Origin of the sequence: Pseudomonas sp. CH235 (genome assembly GCF_004368175.1) — a bacterium.
In the GTDB taxonomy this organism is placed as follows: domain Bacteria; phylum Pseudomonadota; class Gammaproteobacteria; order Pseudomonadales; family Pseudomonadaceae; genus Aquipseudomonas; species Aquipseudomonas paraglycinae.
In genome coordinates this window covers 72627-91823 of the sequence record NZ_RRZJ01000011.1, presented here as the reverse complement: position 1 = coordinate 91823, position 19197 = coordinate 72627, and the positions used below count along the sequence as shown (strand labels likewise).

The 19197-nt window shown below is 61.3% G+C and carries 15 protein-coding genes; 12 read left to right on the top strand and 3 right to left on the bottom strand.

Going from position 1 to position 19197, the window contains the following annotated elements:
* Positions 1–62 precede the first annotated feature (62 nt).
* Positions 63–827: a TOBE domain-containing protein gene (locus tag EIY71_RS14185; protein ID WP_085746615.1), complete on the bottom strand. Its 765-nt coding sequence runs from the start codon at positions 825–827 to the stop codon at positions 63–65.
* 58 nt (positions 828–885) lie between these two features.
* Positions 886–1626 carry a ComF family protein gene (locus EIY71_RS14180; protein WP_134022047.1) on the bottom strand — a complete coding sequence of 247 codons (741 nt, stop codon included), beginning with the start codon at positions 1624–1626 and terminating at the stop codon, positions 886–888.
* A gap of 91 nt (positions 1627–1717) precedes the next feature.
* On the opposite strand from EIY71_RS14180, the gene bioB reads away from it, so the two are divergent.
* The 11 genes from bioB to EIY71_RS14125 all read left to right on the top strand — a co-directional run bounded on the left by bioB (position 1718) and on the right by EIY71_RS14125 (position 16428).
* On the top strand, positions 1718–2773 hold the full coding sequence (bioB, locus tag EIY71_RS14175) for a biotin synthase BioB (protein WP_007959840.1): 1056 nt from the start codon (positions 1718–1720) through the stop codon (positions 2771–2773).
* Between the two features lie 68 nt (positions 2774–2841).
* A complete protein-coding gene (gene bioF / locus EIY71_RS14170) occupies positions 2842–4020 on the top strand; it encodes an 8-amino-7-oxononanoate synthase (RefSeq protein WP_085746612.1) in 1179 nt (392 codons plus the stop codon).
* Positions 4013–4744, top strand: a complete 732-nt coding sequence (locus EIY71_RS14165) for an alpha/beta fold hydrolase (RefSeq protein ID WP_085746611.1) — start codon at positions 4013–4015, stop codon at positions 4742–4744. Before bioF ends, EIY71_RS14165 begins: the two co-directional genes overlap by 8 nt.
* Positions 4737–5543, top strand: coding sequence for a malonyl-ACP O-methyltransferase BioC (gene bioC / locus EIY71_RS14160; RefSeq protein WP_134022045.1), 807 nt, complete (start codon positions 4737–4739; stop codon positions 5541–5543). The genes EIY71_RS14165 and bioC overlap by 8 nt, the downstream gene beginning before the upstream one ends.
* Positions 5540–6220: a dethiobiotin synthase gene (bioD, locus tag EIY71_RS14155; RefSeq protein ID WP_007959854.1), complete on the top strand. Its 681-nt coding sequence runs from the start codon at positions 5540–5542 to the stop codon at positions 6218–6220. The genes bioC and bioD overlap by 4 nt, the downstream gene beginning before the upstream one ends.
* Before the next feature lie 106 nt (positions 6221–6326).
* Positions 6327–6623, top strand: coding sequence for a hypothetical protein (locus EIY71_RS14150; protein WP_007959856.1), 297 nt, complete (start codon positions 6327–6329; stop codon positions 6621–6623).
* Positions 6624–6898: 275 nt separating this feature from the next.
* Positions 6899–8704 carry a phenylacyl-CoA dehydrogenase gene (locus tag EIY71_RS14145; RefSeq protein WP_102685701.1) on the top strand — a complete coding sequence of 602 codons (1806 nt, stop codon included), beginning with the start codon at positions 6899–6901 and terminating at the stop codon, positions 8702–8704.
* Between the two features lie 260 nt (positions 8705–8964).
* The gene (locus EIY71_RS14140; protein WP_134022043.1) at positions 8965–11079 is read left to right on the top strand and encodes a cytochrome-c peroxidase; all 2115 of its coding nucleotides are present in this window, start codon (positions 8965–8967) and stop codon (positions 11077–11079) included.
* Positions 11080–11288: 209 nt separating this feature from the next.
* Positions 11289–12578 (top strand): GGDEF domain-containing protein, encoded by a 1290-nt coding sequence (locus EIY71_RS14135; RefSeq protein ID WP_064380305.1) that lies wholly within the window; start codon positions 11289–11291, stop codon positions 12576–12578.
* A 90-nt stretch (positions 12579–12668) separates the two neighbouring features.
* Positions 12669–14465, top strand: coding sequence for an acyl-CoA dehydrogenase C-terminal domain-containing protein (locus EIY71_RS14130; RefSeq protein WP_134022041.1), 1797 nt, complete (start codon positions 12669–12671; stop codon positions 14463–14465).
* 184 nt (positions 14466–14649) lie between these two features.
* Positions 14650–16428 carry an acyl-CoA dehydrogenase C-terminal domain-containing protein gene (locus EIY71_RS14125; protein ID WP_127800256.1) on the top strand — a complete coding sequence of 593 codons (1779 nt, stop codon included), beginning with the start codon at positions 14650–14652 and terminating at the stop codon, positions 16426–16428.
* A gap of 227 nt (positions 16429–16655) precedes the next feature.
* On the opposite strand, the gene EIY71_RS14120 is transcribed toward EIY71_RS14125, so the two are convergent.
* Positions 16656–17585 (bottom strand): LysR family transcriptional regulator, encoded by a 930-nt coding sequence (locus tag EIY71_RS14120; protein ID WP_129972185.1) that lies wholly within the window; start codon positions 17583–17585, stop codon positions 16656–16658.
* Positions 17586–17754: 169 nt separating this feature from the next.
* On the opposite strand from EIY71_RS14120, the gene EIY71_RS14115 reads away from it, so the two are divergent.
* Positions 17755–19038, top strand: a complete 1284-nt coding sequence (locus tag EIY71_RS14115) for an aspartate aminotransferase family protein (RefSeq protein WP_134022039.1) — start codon at positions 17755–17757, stop codon at positions 19036–19038.
* The last annotated feature ends 159 nt before the right edge of the window (positions 19039–19197 follow it).

Here is a 19197-nt window from a genome sequence, read left to right as displayed (position 1 = left end):
TCCCTGCATGGTTTTGGCAGCCACCTTAATGCGGGTCGATGACGCTTTCGTTGCAGCGCTGTTTAGAGCGGTGTTCCGAGCAGCACATTGGACGGGGAAAACTGCACCTGCACCGCTTGCTCGACCGTCAGGCCACGGGTGCGCAAGTCCAGCGGTTCGGCCAGCGCACACAAGGTCTGGCCGTTGGGCAGGGCGATGCGCACTTCGCTCGGGCCGTCCTCGGCGTCGAGAATCGCATCGATCCGACCGCTCAAAAGGTTGTGGCCGACGGCAGGCGTGGCCTCTGGCGCGAGCAGTTCGAGCCAGCCGGCCTTGATCAGCGCCACCACTTCGGTGCCCGGTTGCAGCTCCAGATGCACGGTGCTGTCGTGGGTGATCTGCGCATCGATCGACAGACCTTCGGCGAGTTCGAGGCGGATCAGGTCGTTGCGGCCCTGACCTTCGATCAGCACGACTTTGCCGTGCAGTTGATTGCGCGCGCTGGTCCTGAGCATCAGCCGACCGAGCAGGTCCAGATCGCTGGCGTCCTCGGCCGCTTCCAGCACCTGGGCCTGCAAGGCTTGCAGCTTTTGATAGAGGCGCAGCACCCGCTCGCCCTCGCTCGACAGTTTGGCGCCACCGCCACCCTTGCCGCCGACCGCGCGCTCGACCAGAGGCTTTTGCGCGAGGTTGTTCAGCTCATCGATGGCATCCCACGCCGCCTTGTAACTCAGACCGGCGCTTTTTGCGGCGCGGGTGATCGAACCCTGTTCGGCGATGTGTTGCAGCAAGGCGATGCGCTGCGGACGGCGGACGATGTGCTGGGACAACAGAGAGGGCAGGGACATGGCGGACGCTTTGTGCTGAAAGGTTGAGGGAGGACGTTGGCGGCTCGAGGCGTATCCGTCAAGCCGCGTCGCCGGGTTTTGGCGTGCGGGCCAGGCAGTAAACATCCACCCGCGCGGCGCCGGCGTCCATCAGCAACCGGGCCAGCGCCTGGGCGGTGGCGCCGGTGGTCAGCACGTCGTCGACCAGGGCCAGGTGCCGGCCTTTCACCTGGGCATCGGGGCTCAAGGCGAAGGCGTGACGTAGATTGCGTTTGCGCGCCTTGGCGCTGAGGGCCTGCTGGGCGTCGGTATCCTGCACGCGCAAAAGACTGTGTTCCTCGCAGGGCAGGTCGAGTGCCTTGCCCAGCCACTGCGCCAGCATCGCCGCTTGATTGAAGCCGCGCTGGCGCAGGCGTTTCGGTGCAAGTGGAACCGGCAGCAAGGCGTCCGGGCGAGGCAGGTCTTCTTCGAAGCGATGTTGCAGGAACTCGCCGAGAACGTCGGCGAGCAAGTGGCCAAGTGGCCATTTGGCGTTGTGCTTGAAACGGGTGATCAACGTGTCCACCGGAAAGCTGTAAGTCCATGGCACGGCCACCTGTTCAAAGGCCGGTGGATCGTTCAGGCAGCCCCCACAGGTCAGGCCGCCAGTGGGCAAGGGCAGGGCGCACGTCAGGCATTGATCGCCCAGCCATGGCAGATCGGTTTCGCAGGCGGTGCAGATCGGGATTTGCGCGTCTGCCGGTTCATCGCACAATAAACAGTTCTGTTTGTTTTTTAACCAGATGTAAACCGGCCTTTCGTAGTGTGGTTGACAGCGCATGGCTCTTCCTTAAATATGCCGAACATCCGTGTCGTGCCTGTGGGTATTCCGTTTCCCCAGGCGCCAGCCAAGCATAACCAAGGAAACGCCCATGAGCGCCAGCACCACTGCCACCCTGCGTCACGACTGGACTTTGGCCGAAGTCAAAGCACTCTTCGTTCAGCCATTCAACGACTTGCTGTTCCAGGCGCAGACGGTGCACCGCGCGCATTTCGACGCCAACCGCGTCCAGGTTTCCACCCTGCTGTCGATCAAGACCGGCGCCTGCCCGGAAGATTGCAAATATTGTCCGCAGTCCGGTCACTACAACACCGGGCTGGAAAAAGAAAAGCTGATGGAAGTGCAGAAGGTCCTCGAAGAGGCCGCACGCGCCAAGGCCATCGGTTCGACCCGTTTCTGCATGGGCGCGGCGTGGAAGCACCCGTCGGCCAAGGACATGCCTTACGTGCTGAAAATGGTCGAAGGCGTGAAGGCCATGGGCCTGGAAACCTGCATGACCCTGGGTCGTCTCGATCAGGATCAGACCGAAGCGCTGGCCAAGGCCGGGCTCGACTACTACAACCACAACCTCGACACCTCGCCGGAGTTCTACGGCAGCATCATCACCACCCGCACTTACAGCGAGCGTCTGCAGACCCTGGCCTACGTGCGCGACGCGGGGATGAAAATCTGCTCCGGCGGCATCCTCGGCATGGGCGAGTCCCTCGATGACCGTGCGAACCTGCTGATCCAGCTGGCCAACCTGCCGGAGCATCCGGAATCGGTGCCGATCAACATGCTGGTGAAAGTCGCCGGCACGCCGCTGGAAAACGCCGACGACGTCGATCCGTTCGACTTCATCCGCATGCTCGCCGTGGCGCGCATCCTGATGCCGCAATCCCACGTGCGCCTGTCCGCCGGCCGCGAAGCGATGAACGAGCAGATGCAGGCCCTGGCGTTCTTCGCCGGCGCCAACTCGATCTTCTACGGCGACAAACTGCTGACCACCGCCAACCCGCAGGCCGACAAGGACATGCAACTGTTCGCGCGTCTGGGCATTCAGCCGGAAGCTCGTGAAGAGCACGCCGACGAAGTGCATCAGGCTGCCATCGAGCAGGCGCTGGTGGAGCAGAAGAGCAGCGAGCAGTTCTACAACGCGGCGGTCTGATCGCCCGTTCTTCTCAGGCGCTGCCTCGGGCGGCGCCTGCTGACTCATTTGCCACCCGTGAGGCTTGCATGTCTTTCGATCTCGCCGCACGCCTTGCTGCCCGTCGTGCCGAAAATCTCTATCGCCAGCGACCGCTGCTTGAAAGCCCACAAGGGCCGCAAGTGGTGGTCGACGGTCAGCCGTTGCTGGCGTTCTGCAACAACGATTACCTGGGCCTGGCCAATCATCCGCAAGTGATCGAAGCCTGGCGCGCCGGTGCGTCGAAGTGGGGCGTCGGTGGCGGTGCCTCGCATCTGGTGATCGGCCACAGCGGCCCGCATCACGCACTGGAAGAAGCCTTGGCCGACCTCACCGGGCGGCCCCGCGCGCTGTTGTTTACCACCGGTTACATGGCCAACCTTGGCGCGGTCACCGCATTGGTCGGGCAGGGCGATACGGTGCTGGAAGACCGGCTCAACCATGCGTCTTTGCTGGATGCCGGATTGTTGTCCGGCGCGCGCTTCAATCGTTATCTGCACAACGACGCCGACAGCCTCGCCAAGCGTCTGGAGAAAGCCACCGGCAATACGCTGGTGGTTACTGACGGCGTGTTCAGCATGGACGGCGACCTCGCCGATCTGCCGGCGCTGGCCCGGGAAACCAAGGCCAAAGGTGCGTGGCTGATGGTTGACGACGCTCACGGTTTCGGTCCGCTGGGGACAAACGGTGGCGGAATCGTCGAGCATTTCGGTTTGAGCCAGGAAGACGTGCCGGTGCTGGTCGGCACGCTCGGCAAAGCGTTCGGTACGGCTGGCGCCTTTGTGGCCGGCAGTGAAGAGCTGATCGAAAGCCTGATCCAGTTTGCCCGCCCATACATCTACACCACCAGCCAACCGCCGGCCCTGGCCTGCGCAACCTTGAAAAGTCTGGAGCTGCTGCGCAGCGAGCACTGGCGTCGAGAGCATCTGCAAACGCTGATCCGCCAGTTCCGCTATGGCGCCGAGCAGATAGGTCTGGAACTGATGGACAGCTTCACGCCGATTCAGCCGATCCTGATCGGCGATGCCGGTCGCGCTGTGCGTCTGTCGCAGATGCTGCGCGAGCGTGGGCTGATGGTCACCGCGATCCGTCCGCCGACCGTGCCTGCCGGCAGCGCGCGGTTGCGGGTGACGCTGACCGCCGCCCACAGCGAGGCGCAGGTGCAGCTATTGTTAGAAGGACTGGCCGATTGCTTTGCTCAACTCAAATCGGAGCCAAGCCATGCGTGATCGCCTGATTCTGCTACCGGGTTGGGGGCTCGGCGTTTCGCCGCTGGAGCCGCTGGTCGCTGCGTTGCGCGGACTCGACGAACACCTGCAGGTCGACATTGAGCCGCTGCCGGAGCTGGACTCCAGCGATCTGCAAGACTGGCTCGACGAGCTCGATGAGCGCATCTCCGAAGATACCTGGCTCGGTGGCTGGTCACTGGGAGGCATGCTCGCGTCCGAGCTGGCGGCGCGGCGTGGCGAACATTGCTGCGGCTTGCTGACCCTGGCGAGCAATCCTTCGTTTGTCGCTCATGAACAGTGGCCGAGCGCGATGCCCGGCGAGACCTTCGATGCGTTTCTGGCCGGCTGCAGCGTCGATCCGCGCACGACCCTCAAGCGATTCTCTCTGCTGTGCGCCCAGGGCGCGCAAGACGCGCGCGGCTTGTCGCGGCTGTTGCTCGGCGGCGCGCCGAATACCTCGCCGGCCGCGTTGATGGCGGGACTTGAACTGTTGGCCCAGATCGATACGCGCGATGCCTTGCAGGCGTTTCGTGGTCCGCAATTGCATCTGTTTGGCGGGCTGGACGGGTTGGTGCCGGCGGAGGCCGCGGGCGAGCTGTTCGCGTTGCTGGCAGATGTCGAGGTCGGTCTGATCGAGCAGGCCAGCCATGCGTTTCTTCTGGAAGATCCCCACGGTGTGGCCGGTGCGATCCAGGCGTTTTTAAGTGAGTGCGGTGATGACTGATTTGTCTGTTGCGGCGTTGCCCGGCGGCTTGCCTGACAAGCGCCAGGTCGCGGCTTCTTTTTCTCGCGCAGCGGCCAGCTATGACAGCGTCGCCGAGTTGCAGCGCGATGTCGGTGCGCAGTTGATGAATCGCTTGCCGGTGGATTTTCGGCCGGCACGCTGGCTGGATCTGGGCTGCGGCACCGGGTATTTCACTCGGGCACTGGCCGAGCGATTTGGTGAGGGGCTGGCGCTGGATATCGCGGAGGGCATGCTCAATCACGCGCGGCCGTTGGGCGGGGCCACGCACTTCATTGCTGGCGATGCCGAACGTTTACCGTTGCAGGATTCTACGTGTGATCTGATCTTCTCCAGCCTCGCCGTGCAGTGGTGCGCGGACTTCGAAGCTGTGCTCGGCGAAGCGTTTCGGGTGCTGAAACCGGGGGGGATTTTCGCGTTTGCTAGTCTTTGTGCAGGGACGCTGTACGAATTGCGCGACAGCTGGCGTCAGGTCGATGGTCTGGTGCACGTCAACCGTTTCCGCGAGTTCGCCCGCTACGAGCAATTGTGCTCGGCCAGTGGTTTGCGCAGTGTTTGTCTGGAGAACCGGCCGCATGTGCTGCATTACCCGGATGTGCGCAGCCTGACCCATGAACTCAAGGCCTTGGGTGCGCATAACCTGAACCCCGGCCGGCCGGGCGGATTGACCGGTCGGGCGCGGATTCTGGGGCTGGTCGAAGCCTATGAGCAGTTCCGTCAGCCGCAGGGCTTGCCGGCGACTTATCAGGTGGTCTACGCCGTGTTGGAGAAACCCTTATGAGCGCAGCCTATTTCATCACCGGAACCGACACTGACGTTGGCAAGACCACCGTCGCCGCCGGGTTGCTGCACGCTGCGCGGTCGGCGGGGCTGAGTACGGCGGCGGGCAAACCGGTGGCGTCCGGTTGTGTGGTGACGCCCAGAGGTTTGCGCAATTCCGATGCGCTGGCGTTGCAGGCCGAATGCTCGTTGCCGCTGACGTATCAACAGGTCAACCCGGTGGCGTTCGAGCCGGCGATCGCGCCGCATCTGGCAGCGCGCGAGGCGGGTGTGGCGCTGACCGTGCAATCGTTGCTGGCGCCGATGCGCGAGATTCTGGCCATGAATGCCGACTTCACGCTGATCGAAGGCGCGGGCGGCTGGCGGGTGCCGTTGGCGGATCAGGACAATCTGTCGGATCTGGCGATTGCGCTGAAGCTGCCTGTGATTCTGGTGGTCGGCGTGCGTCTGGGTTGCATCAGCCATGCGTTGCTGACGGCCGAGGCGATTGCCCGGGACGGGCTGCAACTGGCGGGATGGGTGGCGAATATCATTGATCCGAAGACGTCGCGGCTGGAGGAAAACCTCGCGACACTGGCCGAGCGGATTCCGGCGCCGTGCCTGGGGCGGGTGCCGAAACTCAAGGCGGTCAGCGCCGAAGCGGTCGCCGATCACTTGCAACTGGATCTGCTCGACTGATTTTGGCTATGACAAGGCACTGTGCCATTAGTGTTTTTGACGGGTGTTTTTCTGACGCCTCTGGTTCAATGGCACCCATTGATCCTTCCCAAGGATGAGAGCTCCCATGGAAATCTCCGGAAACACAGCTTTTTATGCAGGTCTGAGCACCATTCAGACCGGGCAGAACCGCGTCGATCAGGCCGCCAGCCAGATTGCCAGCAGCACCATCGAGCGTTCGGTCACCAGCCAATCTTCGGAAGTACAGGTCGATCGTCTGCGTTCCGTGGATCGCGCCCAGCAATCGGATCTGGCAAGCAACATGGTCGAGATGGCTCAAGGCAAGTTTCAGGCGGAACTGGGCGTGAAAGTCGCCAAGGCTTCCGATGAAATGCTCGGTACGATCATCGATACCTTCGCCTGATTTTTTGATCTGCGCTTTGCCAGACGCCGCGACTGTTCGCGGCGTTTTTCGTTGTAAGTCCTTCTCCCTCAACTAATCTTTTTTCAGTGCACATGGCTCGGTCGGGCGCATGTCGTGTTGCTGTGTCCGGCGTTCGGAAAATCTGATGACGAATGGCAAAAGAACGACGCTTGACAAGATTTCGGCGTAAACGTATGTTTCAAACAACTGTTTGACCGTCACAACAAATCAACGCGGTCGTTCATTCCCGGTTACATCAGCAGAGGTTTATCGCTATGCCTGACTACAAGGCCCCCTTGCGTGATATTCGCTTCGTTCGTGACGAACTGCTCGGCTACGAAGCGCACTATCAGAGCCTTCCAGCGTGTGCAGAGGCAACGCCGGACATGGTTGACGCCATTCTCGAAGAGGGCGCCAAGTTTTGTGAGCAGGTGCTGGCACCGCTGAACCGCGTGGGTGACACCGAAGGCTGCACCTGGAGCGAGTCCGGCGTGAAAACCCCGACCGGCTTCAAAGAGGCCTACAAGCAATTCGTCGAAGGCGGCTGGCCAAGCCTGGCCCATGACGTCGAGCACGGCGGTCAAGGCCTGCCTGAGTCGCTGGGTCTGGCAGTCAGCGAAATGGTCGGCGAAGCCAACTGGTCCTGGGGCATGTACCCAGGCCTGTCGCACGGCGCGATGAACACCATCTCCGAGCACGGCACCCCAGAACAGCAAGAAGCCTATCTGACCAAACTGGTCTCCGGTGAGTGGACCGGCACCATGTGCCTGACCGAGCCGCACTGCGGCACCGACCTGGGCATGCTGCGCACCAAGGCCGAACCTCAGGCCGACGGTTCCTACAAAGTTTCCGGCACCAAGATCTTCATCTCGGCCGGTGAACACGACATGGCCGACAACATCGTCCACATCGTGCTGGCCCGCCTGCCGGACGCACCGGCCGGCACCAAAGGCATTTCCCTGTTCATCGTTCCGAAGTTCATGCCAAACGCTGACGGTACTGTTGGTGCACGCAACGCCGTGACCTGCGGTTCGATCGAACACAAGATGGGCATCCACGGCAACGCGACCTGCGTGATGAACTTCGACGGCGCGACCGGTTTCCTGATCGGCCCGGCGAACAAAGGCCTGAACTGCATGTTCACCTTCATGAACACCGCACGTCTGGGTACCGCGCTGCAAGGTCTGGCCCACGCCGAAATCGGCTTCCAGGGCGGCCTGAAGTACGCTCGCGATCGCCTGCAAATGCGTTCCCTGACTGGCCCGAAAGCGCCGGACAAGGCCGCTGACCCGATCATCGTTCACCCAGACGTACGCCGCATGCTGTTGACCATGAAAGCATTCGCCGAAGGCAACCGTGCGATGGTGTACTTCACCGCCAAGCAGGTCGACATCGTCAAATACGGCGTGGACGAAGAAGAGAAGAAGAAAGCCGACGCACTGCTGGCCTTCATGACTCCGATCGCCAAAGCGTTCATGACCGAAGTCGGTTTCGAATCCGCCAACCACGGCGTACAGATCTACGGCGGCCACGGCTTCATCGCCGAGTGGGGCATGGAGCAGAACGTTCGCGACAGCCGCATCTCGATGCTGTACGAAGGCACCACCGGCATCCAGGCACTCGACCTGCTGGGCCGTAAAGTGCTGATGACTCAAGGCGAGGCTCTCAAAGGCTTCACCAAGATCGTCCACAAGTTCTGCCAGAACAACGAAGGCAACGAAGCCGTTAAAGAATTCGTCGCACCGTTGGCTGCACTGAACAAAGAGTGGGGCGAGCTGACCATGAAGGTCGGTATGGCCGCCATGAAAGATCGTGAAGAAGTCGGCGCGGCCTCCGTGGACTACCTGATGTACTCCGGTTACGCCTGCCTGGCCTACTTCTGGGCTGACATGGCGCGTCTGGCTGCTGAAAAACTGGCTGCCGGCACCACCGATGAGGCGTTCTACACCGCCAAGCTGCAAACCGCGCGCTTCTACTTCCAGCGCATCCTGCCGCGTACCCGTACGCACGTGGCAACCATGCTGTCGGGCGCCAACAACCTGATGGACATGAAAGAAGAAGACTTCGCACTGGGCTACTAAGCCTTAACGCAGTCCTTCAAAAAACCGCTGCTCCTTCGGGGGCAGCGGTTTTTTTGTGCCCGGATTTCCCCAATTCCGGGGCTGATTCCCCAGCATTGATGAGGGCGCTGCTCAGCCGACCCCTTGCGCTTGTTGATTCAAAATGTTTCCAGAAGACTGGCCAATTAATTGCACTGCCCGATTTACCGGTGCTAACCAGAACTGCCTGCTCAAAGAAGCAAGACGCCCGGCATTTAACAACAACAGTCAGGGTGAAGCCTATGAACATCAGTCGACTCGCTCGTTTGACCTTCTGGTTACCCGTTGCGCTATCAGTCCAAAGCGCATGGGCCGCCGACCCCGCCGAAGTCGATCCTCCCTTGCCGGAGGTTCCCTCGCTGCAATCGTTGCGCGGGATGGTGCCCCCCGATCCGTCCGGAACCGAAGGCGGGCGCAAGGTCGACCTGATGACCGACTACGTGCTCAATCGCCAGGCCGCGATCCTGTTGGGCAAGGCGTTGTTCTGGGATATGGAGATCGGCAGCGATGGCTCCACGGCCTGTGCGTCCTGCCACTACCACGCCGGCGTCGATCACCGCATCACCAACCAGCTCAACCCCGGCCAGGCGCACACCAACGCCAACGTCGCGTCGATCTTCAATAAACCGTTTGTAGCCTCGGACATTCCCGGTGATGTGGCGTCCTACGCGATGTTGTCCGGAGGCAAGGGCGGCCCGAACTACACGCTGAAGAAAACCGACTTCCCGACCCACGTGCTGAGCAATCCGCTGGAGCGCAATTCGCCCATCGTGTACTCGACGGACGATGTGGTTGGCTCGCAAGGCGTGTTCGACGCCAACTTCGTCAAACCCAATCAGGCGCGTTTCGACAAATGTACTCAGCAGCCGGACGGTATTTTCCAGGTCGGTGGCATCAACGTGCGTCGCAGCACCGGGCGCAACGCGCCGTCGGTAATCAATGCCGCGTTCAACGTGCGCAACTTCTGGGACGGTCGGGCCAATAACGTCTTCAACGGTTTCTCGCCGTTCGGCAATCGCGATCCGGATGCCGGGATCTACGTGACCAGCGAACGCAGCACGGTTGCGACCAAAGTGCGGCTGGCGCTCAACGACGCCTCTGCCGCCTCGCAAGCCGTCGGCCCGCCCGGCAGCCCGGTGGAAATGTCCTGCGGTGGCCGTACCTTTGCCGACATCGGTCGCAGGATGCTCGACACGTTGATGCTCAAGCAGCAACGAATTTCGTCTACCGACTCGGTGCTGGCTCCGGTATCCGGCGCGCGGCGGCCGACCTATCGCGAGCTGATCAAGAACGCCTTCCAGCCTAGGCTGTGGAACGCCACGCAAAACGTTCTGGTGGGCGGTGCGCCGTACACCCAGATGGAGGCCAACTTCCCGCTGTTCTTCGGCCTGGCGATCCAGATGTATGAGGCCACGCTGGTGTCCGATCAGGCGCCGATCGATGCCTACCTGCAGGGCGATCACACCGCGATGAACGCGCAACAGGTCGAGGGCATGAACCTGTTTCTCGGCAAGGGCAAATGCGTCAATTGCCACGGCGGGCCGGAGTTGACCAACGCCGCCAGCCGCCTGCTGATGCATCCGCGCGAACGCATCGAACGCATGGTGATGGCCGACAACCTGACCACCCTTTACGACAACGGCTTCTACAACACCGGTGTGCGTCCGACTTCGGAAGACCTGGCCCTCGGCGGTGCGGATGCGTGGGGCAATCCATGGTCGTTCACCCGGCAGTACAACAGCGTGTTGCAGGGCGGCCGTTCGGTGGATCCGCTGGACGTCGATGTCTGCACGTTCGAGGCGCCGTTGAGCGCTGCGATTCCGTGCGATGCCACGCTCAAACCAAATGCTGGTTTCCGCGATTCGGTCGATGGCGCGTTCAAGACGCCGACCCTGCGCAACATCGCCCTGACCGGCCCGTATTTCCACAACGGCAGCCGCTCGACGCTTAAACAGGTGATGGAGTTCTACAACCGTGGCGGTGACCGGCGCGGCGAAGACGCCAACAACACCAGCGGCTTCGAGCATCCGGCGGTGAACCAGCACAACACTTCCAACCTCGATCCGGACATGACGGCGCTGAACCTGACGCCTGCCGAAATCGATGCCGTGGTGAAATTCATGGAAGTCGGCCTGACCGATCCGCGCGTGGCCTGGGAACGCGCACCGTTCGATCATCCATCGCTGGTGATCCCGCAGGGCCATATCGGCGACGAGAATGCCGTGACCCAGCGCCCGGCCAGTCCGAAAGTCACGACCCGCCAGGCGATGGACGCATCGCTCAATCTCAAGCCTTACGGTGCTGAAGGCCGGCCGGCGGCAGAAGGGCCATTGCAGCCGTTCTACAACGATCTCTGAGCAGAAAACACACCATGGCCATCAAGAATGATGGCCATGGTGGCCGTCTAGCGGCCATTGCGCAAAAAACCTTACTGAATTACTCAGCAACTGCCGATTTCGGCCGTTAAAGAGACAGCCTGTGATCTGGATCACATTGTGTGTGCTTAACTGGCCACATTGCAGGCACAATGCCATCTCTTTGCTATGACGGATCGGAGCTTTTTCCCTTGCCGCGTTCTTCCGCTGTACGTTTCAGTCATTTTCTACCTTCACTGCTGTTGTTGCTCGCGGGGTTGGCGGCTGCGTACGTCAAAGACCTCAACGTATTCTTCACCTCACTGTTTAACGTGCTGCCGACCTTGGTGTTGCTGTTGGGCGGCTCGTACTGTGCGGTTTACCGACGCCAGCGCGAGCTGTTCCTGATGGTCACGGTGTACATCGCCTACTTCCTGCTTGACACCCAGACGGACTATTACCGCGACAACGGCAAGGTGCGCGAAGACGCGGCCGTGGTGTTCCATCTTGTCTGCCTGCTGTTGCCCTTGTTGTTCGGATTGTTCGCCGCCTGGCAGGAACGCACTCACCTGTTTCAGGACATGGTCGCGCGCTTCGCCGTGTTGCTGGCCTTTGGCAGCGTGGCGCTGGGGCTTGAGCAAAGTTACCCGCAGGCGTTGCTGATGTGGCTTTCCGAGATCCGCTGGCCGGCGCTGCACGGCGCGTGGATGAGCCTGATCCAGTTGTCGTATCCGGTGTTCATCTCGGCGTTCCTGCTGTTGGCCTGGCAATACTGGCGCAACCCGCGGCCGCTGCACGCGGCGCAACTGGTGGGGTTGCTCGGGGTGTTCTGGATGCTGCCGAAAACCTTCATCCTGCCGTTCACCCTGAACATCATGTGCAGCCAGGTCATGCTGATGATTGCGGCAGCGGTAGCGCACGAGGCGTATCAAATGGCCTTCCGCGACGAGCTCACCGGTTTGCCGGGCCGCCGCGCACTCAACGAGCGCATGCAGCGTCTGGGTCGCAACTATGTGCTGGCGATGAGCGACGTCGATCACTTCAAGAAATTCAACGACACCCACGGCCACGACGTGGGGGATCAGGTCCTGCGACTGGTCGCCAGCAAGCTGTCCAAAATCAGCGGCGGCGGTAGGGCTTATCGCTATGGCGGTGAGGAATTCGCCTTGGTGTTTGCGGGCAAGACTCTTGAAGAGTGCATGCCGCACCTGGAAGTCATCCGTGAGTCGATTGCGTCCTACAACATCCAGCTGCGAAATCAGGAAAGTCGCCCGCAGGATGATCAGCAGGGCCGTCAGCGTCGCTCGGGGTCGGGCGCGTCCAGCGTGTCGGTCACCGTCAGCATCGGCGTGGCCGAACGCCTGGAACAGCGCACCCCGGAAGAGGTGCTGAAATCCGCCGACCAGGCCCTCTACAGCGCCAAGGGCGCAGGCCGTAACTGCGTGATGGCGTTCGGTCAGAACCGCCGTGGCGCGGTGCGCATGGACAGCGCCGCAGGTTGAGTGATGACGGCTCATTCAGCGTCTGGACAGTGATTGTGGGGCAGGGTGGCCGGCAGTAGGTTGAAGCAATCTGCTGAAGGAGAAGCCACCATGCCCGAGTACAAAGCTCCCCTGCGCGACATGCGCTTTCTGATCGACCACGTCTTTGACTTCCACACTCAGTACGCGACCCTCGGCGCCCACGACGCCAGCCCGGACATGATCAACGCGATCCTCGACGAGGGCGCGAAGTTCTGTGAGAACGTTCTGGCACCGCTCAATCGCAGCGGCGACGAAGAGGGCTGCCATTTCGACAACGGCGTGGTGACAACGCCTACAGGCTTCAAGCAAGCCTTCGCACAATACGTGGAAGGTGGCTGGCACGGTCTGGCGGCAGATCCGGCTTACGGCGGCCAGGGCCTGCCAAGTTCGCTGGGGCTGGTGATCAGCGAAATGGTCGCCTCCAGCAACACTTCCTGGGGCATGTACCCGGGCCTGACCCACGGCGCCATGTCGGCGATCCACGCCCACGGCACCGAAGAACAGAAAGACACCTACCTGCGCAAACTCACTGCCGGCCAGTGGACCGGCACCATGTGCCTGACCGAAGCCCACTGCGGCACCGACCTGGGCATCATCAAGACCCGTGCTGTGCCCCAAGCCGACGGCAGTTATGCAGTGACCGGCAGCAAGATTTTCATCTCTGCCGGCGAGCACGACATGAGCGACAACATCATTCATCTGGTGTTGGCCAAACTGCCGGACGCACCGGCGGGGACCAAGGGGATTTCACTGTTCATCGTGCCGAAATTCCTCCCGGACACATCCGGTGAGGCGGGCGAGCGCAACGGCGTTTCCTGCGGTTCGATCGAACACAAGATGGGCATCAAGGCTTCGGCCACCTGTGTGTTGAACTTCGACGACGCCAAAGGCTTCCTGATCGGCGAGCCGAACAAGGGCCTGAACTGCATGTTCACCATGATGAACCACGCGCGCCTCGGCACCGGGATGCAGGGCCTGTGTCTGGGCGAAGCGAGTTTCCAGGGCGCAATCAAATACGCCAACGACCGTCTGCAGATGCGTGCCCTGACTGGTGCCAAAGCTCCGGACAAACCGGCTGACCCGATCATCGTCCACCCGGACGTGCGGCGCATGCTGCTGACCATGAAAGCCTTCAACGAAGGCAACCGCGCGCTGACCTATTTCACCGCGCAGATGCTCGATGTCGCGCACCTGAGCGCGGACGCCCAGGCGCGTCAGGAGGCCGAAGACCTGTTGGCGTTCCTGACCCCGATCTGCAAGGCGTTCATGACCGACACCGGGCTGGAAGTGACCAACCACGGCATGCAGGTGTTCGGTGGCCACGGATTTATCCGCGAGTGGGGCATGGAACAACTGGTTCGCGATTGCCGGATCGCGCCGATCTATGAGGGAACCAACGGCATTCAGGCGCTGGATCTGCTCGGGCGCAAAGTGCTGGGCAGTCAGGGCAAGCTGCTGCGCAACTTCACCAAGATCGTCCACAAATTCTGCGCGGCCAACGCCGGGCATCCGCAACTTGGCGAGTTTGTCGCGCAGCTCGATGGCCTCAATCAGCAGTGGGGCGACCTGACCATGAAGGTCGGTATGGCCGCGATGAAGAACCCGGATGAAGTCGGCGCCGCGTCGGTGGATTACCTGATGTACAGCGGTTACATCGTTCTCGGCTACCTGTGGCTGCGCATGGCGCTGGTTGCCCAGGCGCAGCTGGAGTCGAGTGAGGGTGATGGTGATTTCTGCCAGGGCAAACTGGCGACGTGCGAGTTTTACTTCAAGCGGTTGCTGCCGCGCACCGCTGCGCATCGTGCGGCGATCGAGGCGGGCAGCGATTGCCTGATGAAACTGCCGGCGCAGTTGTTCGCGCTGTAACACGGCACTGTTAAACAAAAGAGCCCGCTGATTGCGGGCTTCTTTATGGTTGATTGCTGATGACTAAAAATAACAAATCAGTCACCGCCTGACCCTATGTGTCGCAAAAGTTGTTGGGTTACACTCCAGCTCAACGAAATCACCCTTCCACGAATCACCTGTTTAGATCTTTGCGAGGTTTGCCATGGCTGACTACAAAGCGCCGCTGCGCGATATGCGCTTCGTCCTCAATGAAGTGTTCGAAGTCGCCAAACTCTGGGCCGAACTGCCGGCCCTGGCCGAGACCGTGGACGCGGAAACCGTTGAAGCCATTCTCGAAGAGGCCGGCAAGGTCACCAGCAAAAGCATCGCGCCCCTGAGCCGTGCCGCCGACGAAGAAGGCTGCCACTGGGCCGACGGTGCCGTCACCACGCCGGCCGGTTTCCCACAGGCCTATCAGACTTATGCCGAAGGCGGCTGGGTCGGTGTTGGTGGTGATCCGGCTTACGGCGGCATGGGCATGCCCAAAGCCGTCTCGGCTCAGGTCGAAGAAATGGTCAACTCCGCCAGCCTGTCCTTCGGTCTGTATCCGATGCTGACCGCCGGCGCGTGCCTGTCGATCAATGCCCACGCCAGCGAAGAGCTGAAAGCCGCTTACCTGCCGAACATGTACGCCGGTGTCTGGGCCGGCTCCATGTGCCTGACCGAGCCGCATGCCGGCACCGACCTGGGCATCATCCGCACCAAAGCCGAACCTCAGGCCGACGGCTCCTACAAGGTCAGCGGCACCAAGATCTTCATCACCGGCGGTGAGCACGACCTGACCGAAAACATCATCCACCTGGTGCTGGCCAAACTGCCGGACGCACCCGCTGGGCCGAAGGGCATTTCACTGTTCCTGGTGCCGAAGTTCATGGTCAATGCCGATGGCAGCCTGGGCGCGCGCAACCCGGCGAACTGCGGTTCGATCGAACACAAGATGGGCATCCAGGCGTCCGCCACTTGCGTGATGAACTTCGACGAAGCGGTGGGTTACCTGGTCGGCGAGCCGAACAAGGGCCTGGCGGCGATGTTCACCATGATGAACTACGAGCGTCTGGGCGTCGGCATTCAGGGCCTGGCCACCGGCGAGCGTTCCTACCAGAACGCCATCGAATACGCCCGTGACCGCCTGCAAAGCCGTTCGCCGACCGGCGCGCAGAACAAGGACAAGGTGGCCGACCCGATCATCGTCCACCCGGACGTGCGTCGCATGTTGCTGACCATGAAAGCCTCGAACGAAGGCGGTCGTGCGTTCTCCACCTACGTGGCGATGCAACTCGATACCGCCAAGTTCAGCGAAGACGCCGCCACCCGCAAACGTGCGGAAGATCTGGTGGCCTTGCTGACACCAGTGGCCAAGGCGTTCCTGACCGATCTGGGTCTGGAAACCACCGTACACGGCCAGCAGATCTTCGGCGGCCACGGCTACATCCGTGAGTGGGGCCAGGAGCAACTGGTGCGTGACGTGCGCATCACCCAGATCTACGAAGGCACCAACGGCATTCAGGCACTGGACCTGGTGGGTCGCAAGATCGTCGGCAGCGGCGGTGCGTTCTACAAGCTGTTCGCCGACGAGATCCGCCATTTCACCGCCACCGCCGGTGCCGATCTGGGCGAGTTCACCAAGCCGCTGAATGACGCCGTCGACACCCTCGACGAGCTGACCTCGTGGCTGTTGGACCGGGCGAAAACCAACCCGAACGAAATCGGCGCGGCATCGGTCGAGTATCTGCAAGCGTTCGGCTACACCGCTTACGCCTACATGTGGGCACTGATGGCCAAGGCATCGCTGGGCAAAGAAGCGCAGGACGATTTCTATGCGAGCAAACTCGGCACGGCGCGGTTCTATTTCGCCCGTCTGCTGCCGCGGATTCACTCGTTGAGCGCGTCGGTGAAGGCCGGCAGCGAGTCGCTGTTCCTGCTGGACGCTGCGCAGTTTTGATGATGTAACGTCATGTAAGCGATCTCTTACATGACGTGCTGCTGTTCTCCCATAGGCGTAGATTGGATCCAGAGCTAATCTACTTTCCATGGACGTCGCGCAGGAAGCGCAAAGCAACAACACGGACACGTAGGATTCTGCCAGGGTGGCGGAGTGAAATGGATGTCAGGGAAACAGTCTGCAAAGCCCCGCTTCGGCGGGGTTTTCTTATGCCCGCAGAAAACTTTTCAGCTCAGCGCGTCCAGTGACGGCGCACCTTTCAGCGGTTTGTCCTCACGCTGCATCACTTCTTCCAGCAACGTTCGCAGCAAGGCCAATGGCGCCTGCTGGCGCTGCACATCGCGACACACCAGCCCGACCTTCAACGGCACGCGCGGCTCACTCAACGGTTTCCACAGCAGGTCCTGATCGTCGTACTCCTTTTGCGAACGACCAGGCAGCACCGTCGCCAGACGGGTATGCGGCAGGCTGTCGAGAATCCCCACCATATTGTTCAGTTCGGCCTGCACTTGCGGGCGTCGTCCGAGGCTGGCCAGTTGCGCCTGCCAGATCTGGCGGATCTGAAATTCCTCACCCAGCAACAACATCGGCAATTCAGCGGCCTGACTCATCGAGACTTTCTTGAATTCCCGCAGCGGATGATCCGCCGGGATGACCAGCGTCAGTTCATCTTCGTACAACATCACGCCGTGCAGACCCGGTTGGCGTGGCGGCAGATAGCTGATGCCGATGTCCAGTGAGCCGTTGAGCAGTCGCCGCTCGATCTCAAGCCCTGTCAGTTCATAAATCTGCACCACCAGATGCGGCTGGGCCTTGCGCACTCTCTCCAGCATTTGCGGCACGAGGCTGGTGTGCACGGTTTGCAGCACGCCGATCGCCAATGTGCGCAGTGCCTGACCCTTGAAGTTGCCCAGCGCCTCACGCGCCCGCTGCAGGCCGTCGAGCAGTGGCAAGGCGTGGTTGTACAAGGTGTGGGCGGCGAGGGTCGGCAGCAGGCGTTTGCTGCTGCGTTCGAACAGGGTAACGTCGAGGTTTTGTTCCAGCTGGCGAATCTGCTGTGACAGCGCGGGCTGAGAGATCGACAGGCGCTCGGCGGCACGCCCGACATGTCCTTCTTCGTAGACCGCGACGAAATAACGCAGTTGTTTGAAATCCATAAGTAATACTTATCGAAAATGCTGGGAAATCGAAATGGCTCGAAGGCAGGAACAGGCCTAGTCTAACCGCATTCACAAGGCTTACAGGGCCGGAAAGCGCAATGACCAGCGTTTGTTTTGAAAGTGTTTGCATAGGCAGTTCAAAAAACCTCGATCGAGGTTTTTTTCAATGAATCTGTTCAGTTTGCGGCGCCAGACGCCGAGCCTCGATGACCTGGCTTTTGAAACCCAGGAATCGGACGTTTCTGATGGCCTGAATGCCGAACGTCTCATGCCCAGCGTCGAGCGCCCACAACAGGTATTCGTTCGCGGCCAGGGCTCCTGGCTATGGGACAGCAATGATCGCGCCTACCTGGACTTTTCCCAGGCCGGTGGCGCCAACAGCCTCGGCCACAGCCCTTCGGCGCTGGTCAAGGCCATCGCCAATCAAGCCCAGGCTCTGATCAATCCCGGCTTCAATCTGCACAACCGCGGCATGCTCAGCCTCGCCGAGCGCCTGTGTGCCAGTACTTCCAGCGATCAGGCGTATCTGCTCAACAGTGGCAGTGAGGCCTGTGAGGCGGCGATCAAACTGGCGCGCAAATGGGGCCAGCTGCATCGCAGTGGCGCCTCGCGGATCATTGTCGCCAGACAAGGCTGTCACGGGCGTAGTCTGGCGACGATTTCGGCGTCAGACAGTTGCAACCTACAAAACCGCTTCGCACCGTTGCTGCCGGGTTTCGATCTGGTGCCGTTCAACGACCTGCCAGCGCTGCATGCGGCAGTCGATGCACAGACGGTGGCAATCATGCTCGAACCGATCCAGAGCGATGCCGGGGTGATTCCAGCGACCGAGCATTACCTCAAGGGTGTCGAGCGCTTGTGCCGTGAGTTGGGGATTCTGCTGATTCTCGATGAGGTTCAGACCGGCATCGGCCGTTGCGGCACCTTGCTCGCCGAACAATCCTACGGCGTGCGCGCCGATATCGTCGTGCTCGGCAAGGGCCTCGGTGGTGGCGTGCCGCTGGCGGCGCTGCTGGCGCGAGGCAAGGCCTGCTGTTTCGACTCCGGCGAGTTGGGCGGCACTCATCACGGCAACGCGCTGATGACCGCCGCAGGGCTGGTGGTGCTCGACAGCGTGCAGGACCGCGCATTCCTCGAACAAATCCGGGACAACGGCCAGCATCTGCGCGAAGGGCTCGCCCGTCTGGCCCATCGTTATGAACACGGCGAGTTGCGCGGGCAAGGACTGTTCTGGGGACTGACCCTGTCGGAAGACTCCGCCGAGGCCGTCGTCAAAGCCGCGCTGCATGAAGGCTTGCTGCTCAACGCCCAACAGGCCAACTGCCTGCGCTTCACCCCGGCGCTCAACGTCAGCAAGGCCAACATCGACGAAATGCTCCTGCGTCTGGCCCGCGCCTTCTCCCGGGTACGCACCGCGCAGCTGCAATGCCGCAAAGGGATTGCCGTCTGAAGTTTCCCACCCGAATTCAAGAACCGTCTCGCGGTATAACGCACGCTCCACGCCTGATTCTTTTGGCGTGGGGCGTTTTTTTTGTGGCCGTGTAATGGCGATCAGATGGCGAGATTGCGGTTTGCACTGAACCCTGACAAACGGCACAGGTCGATTAGC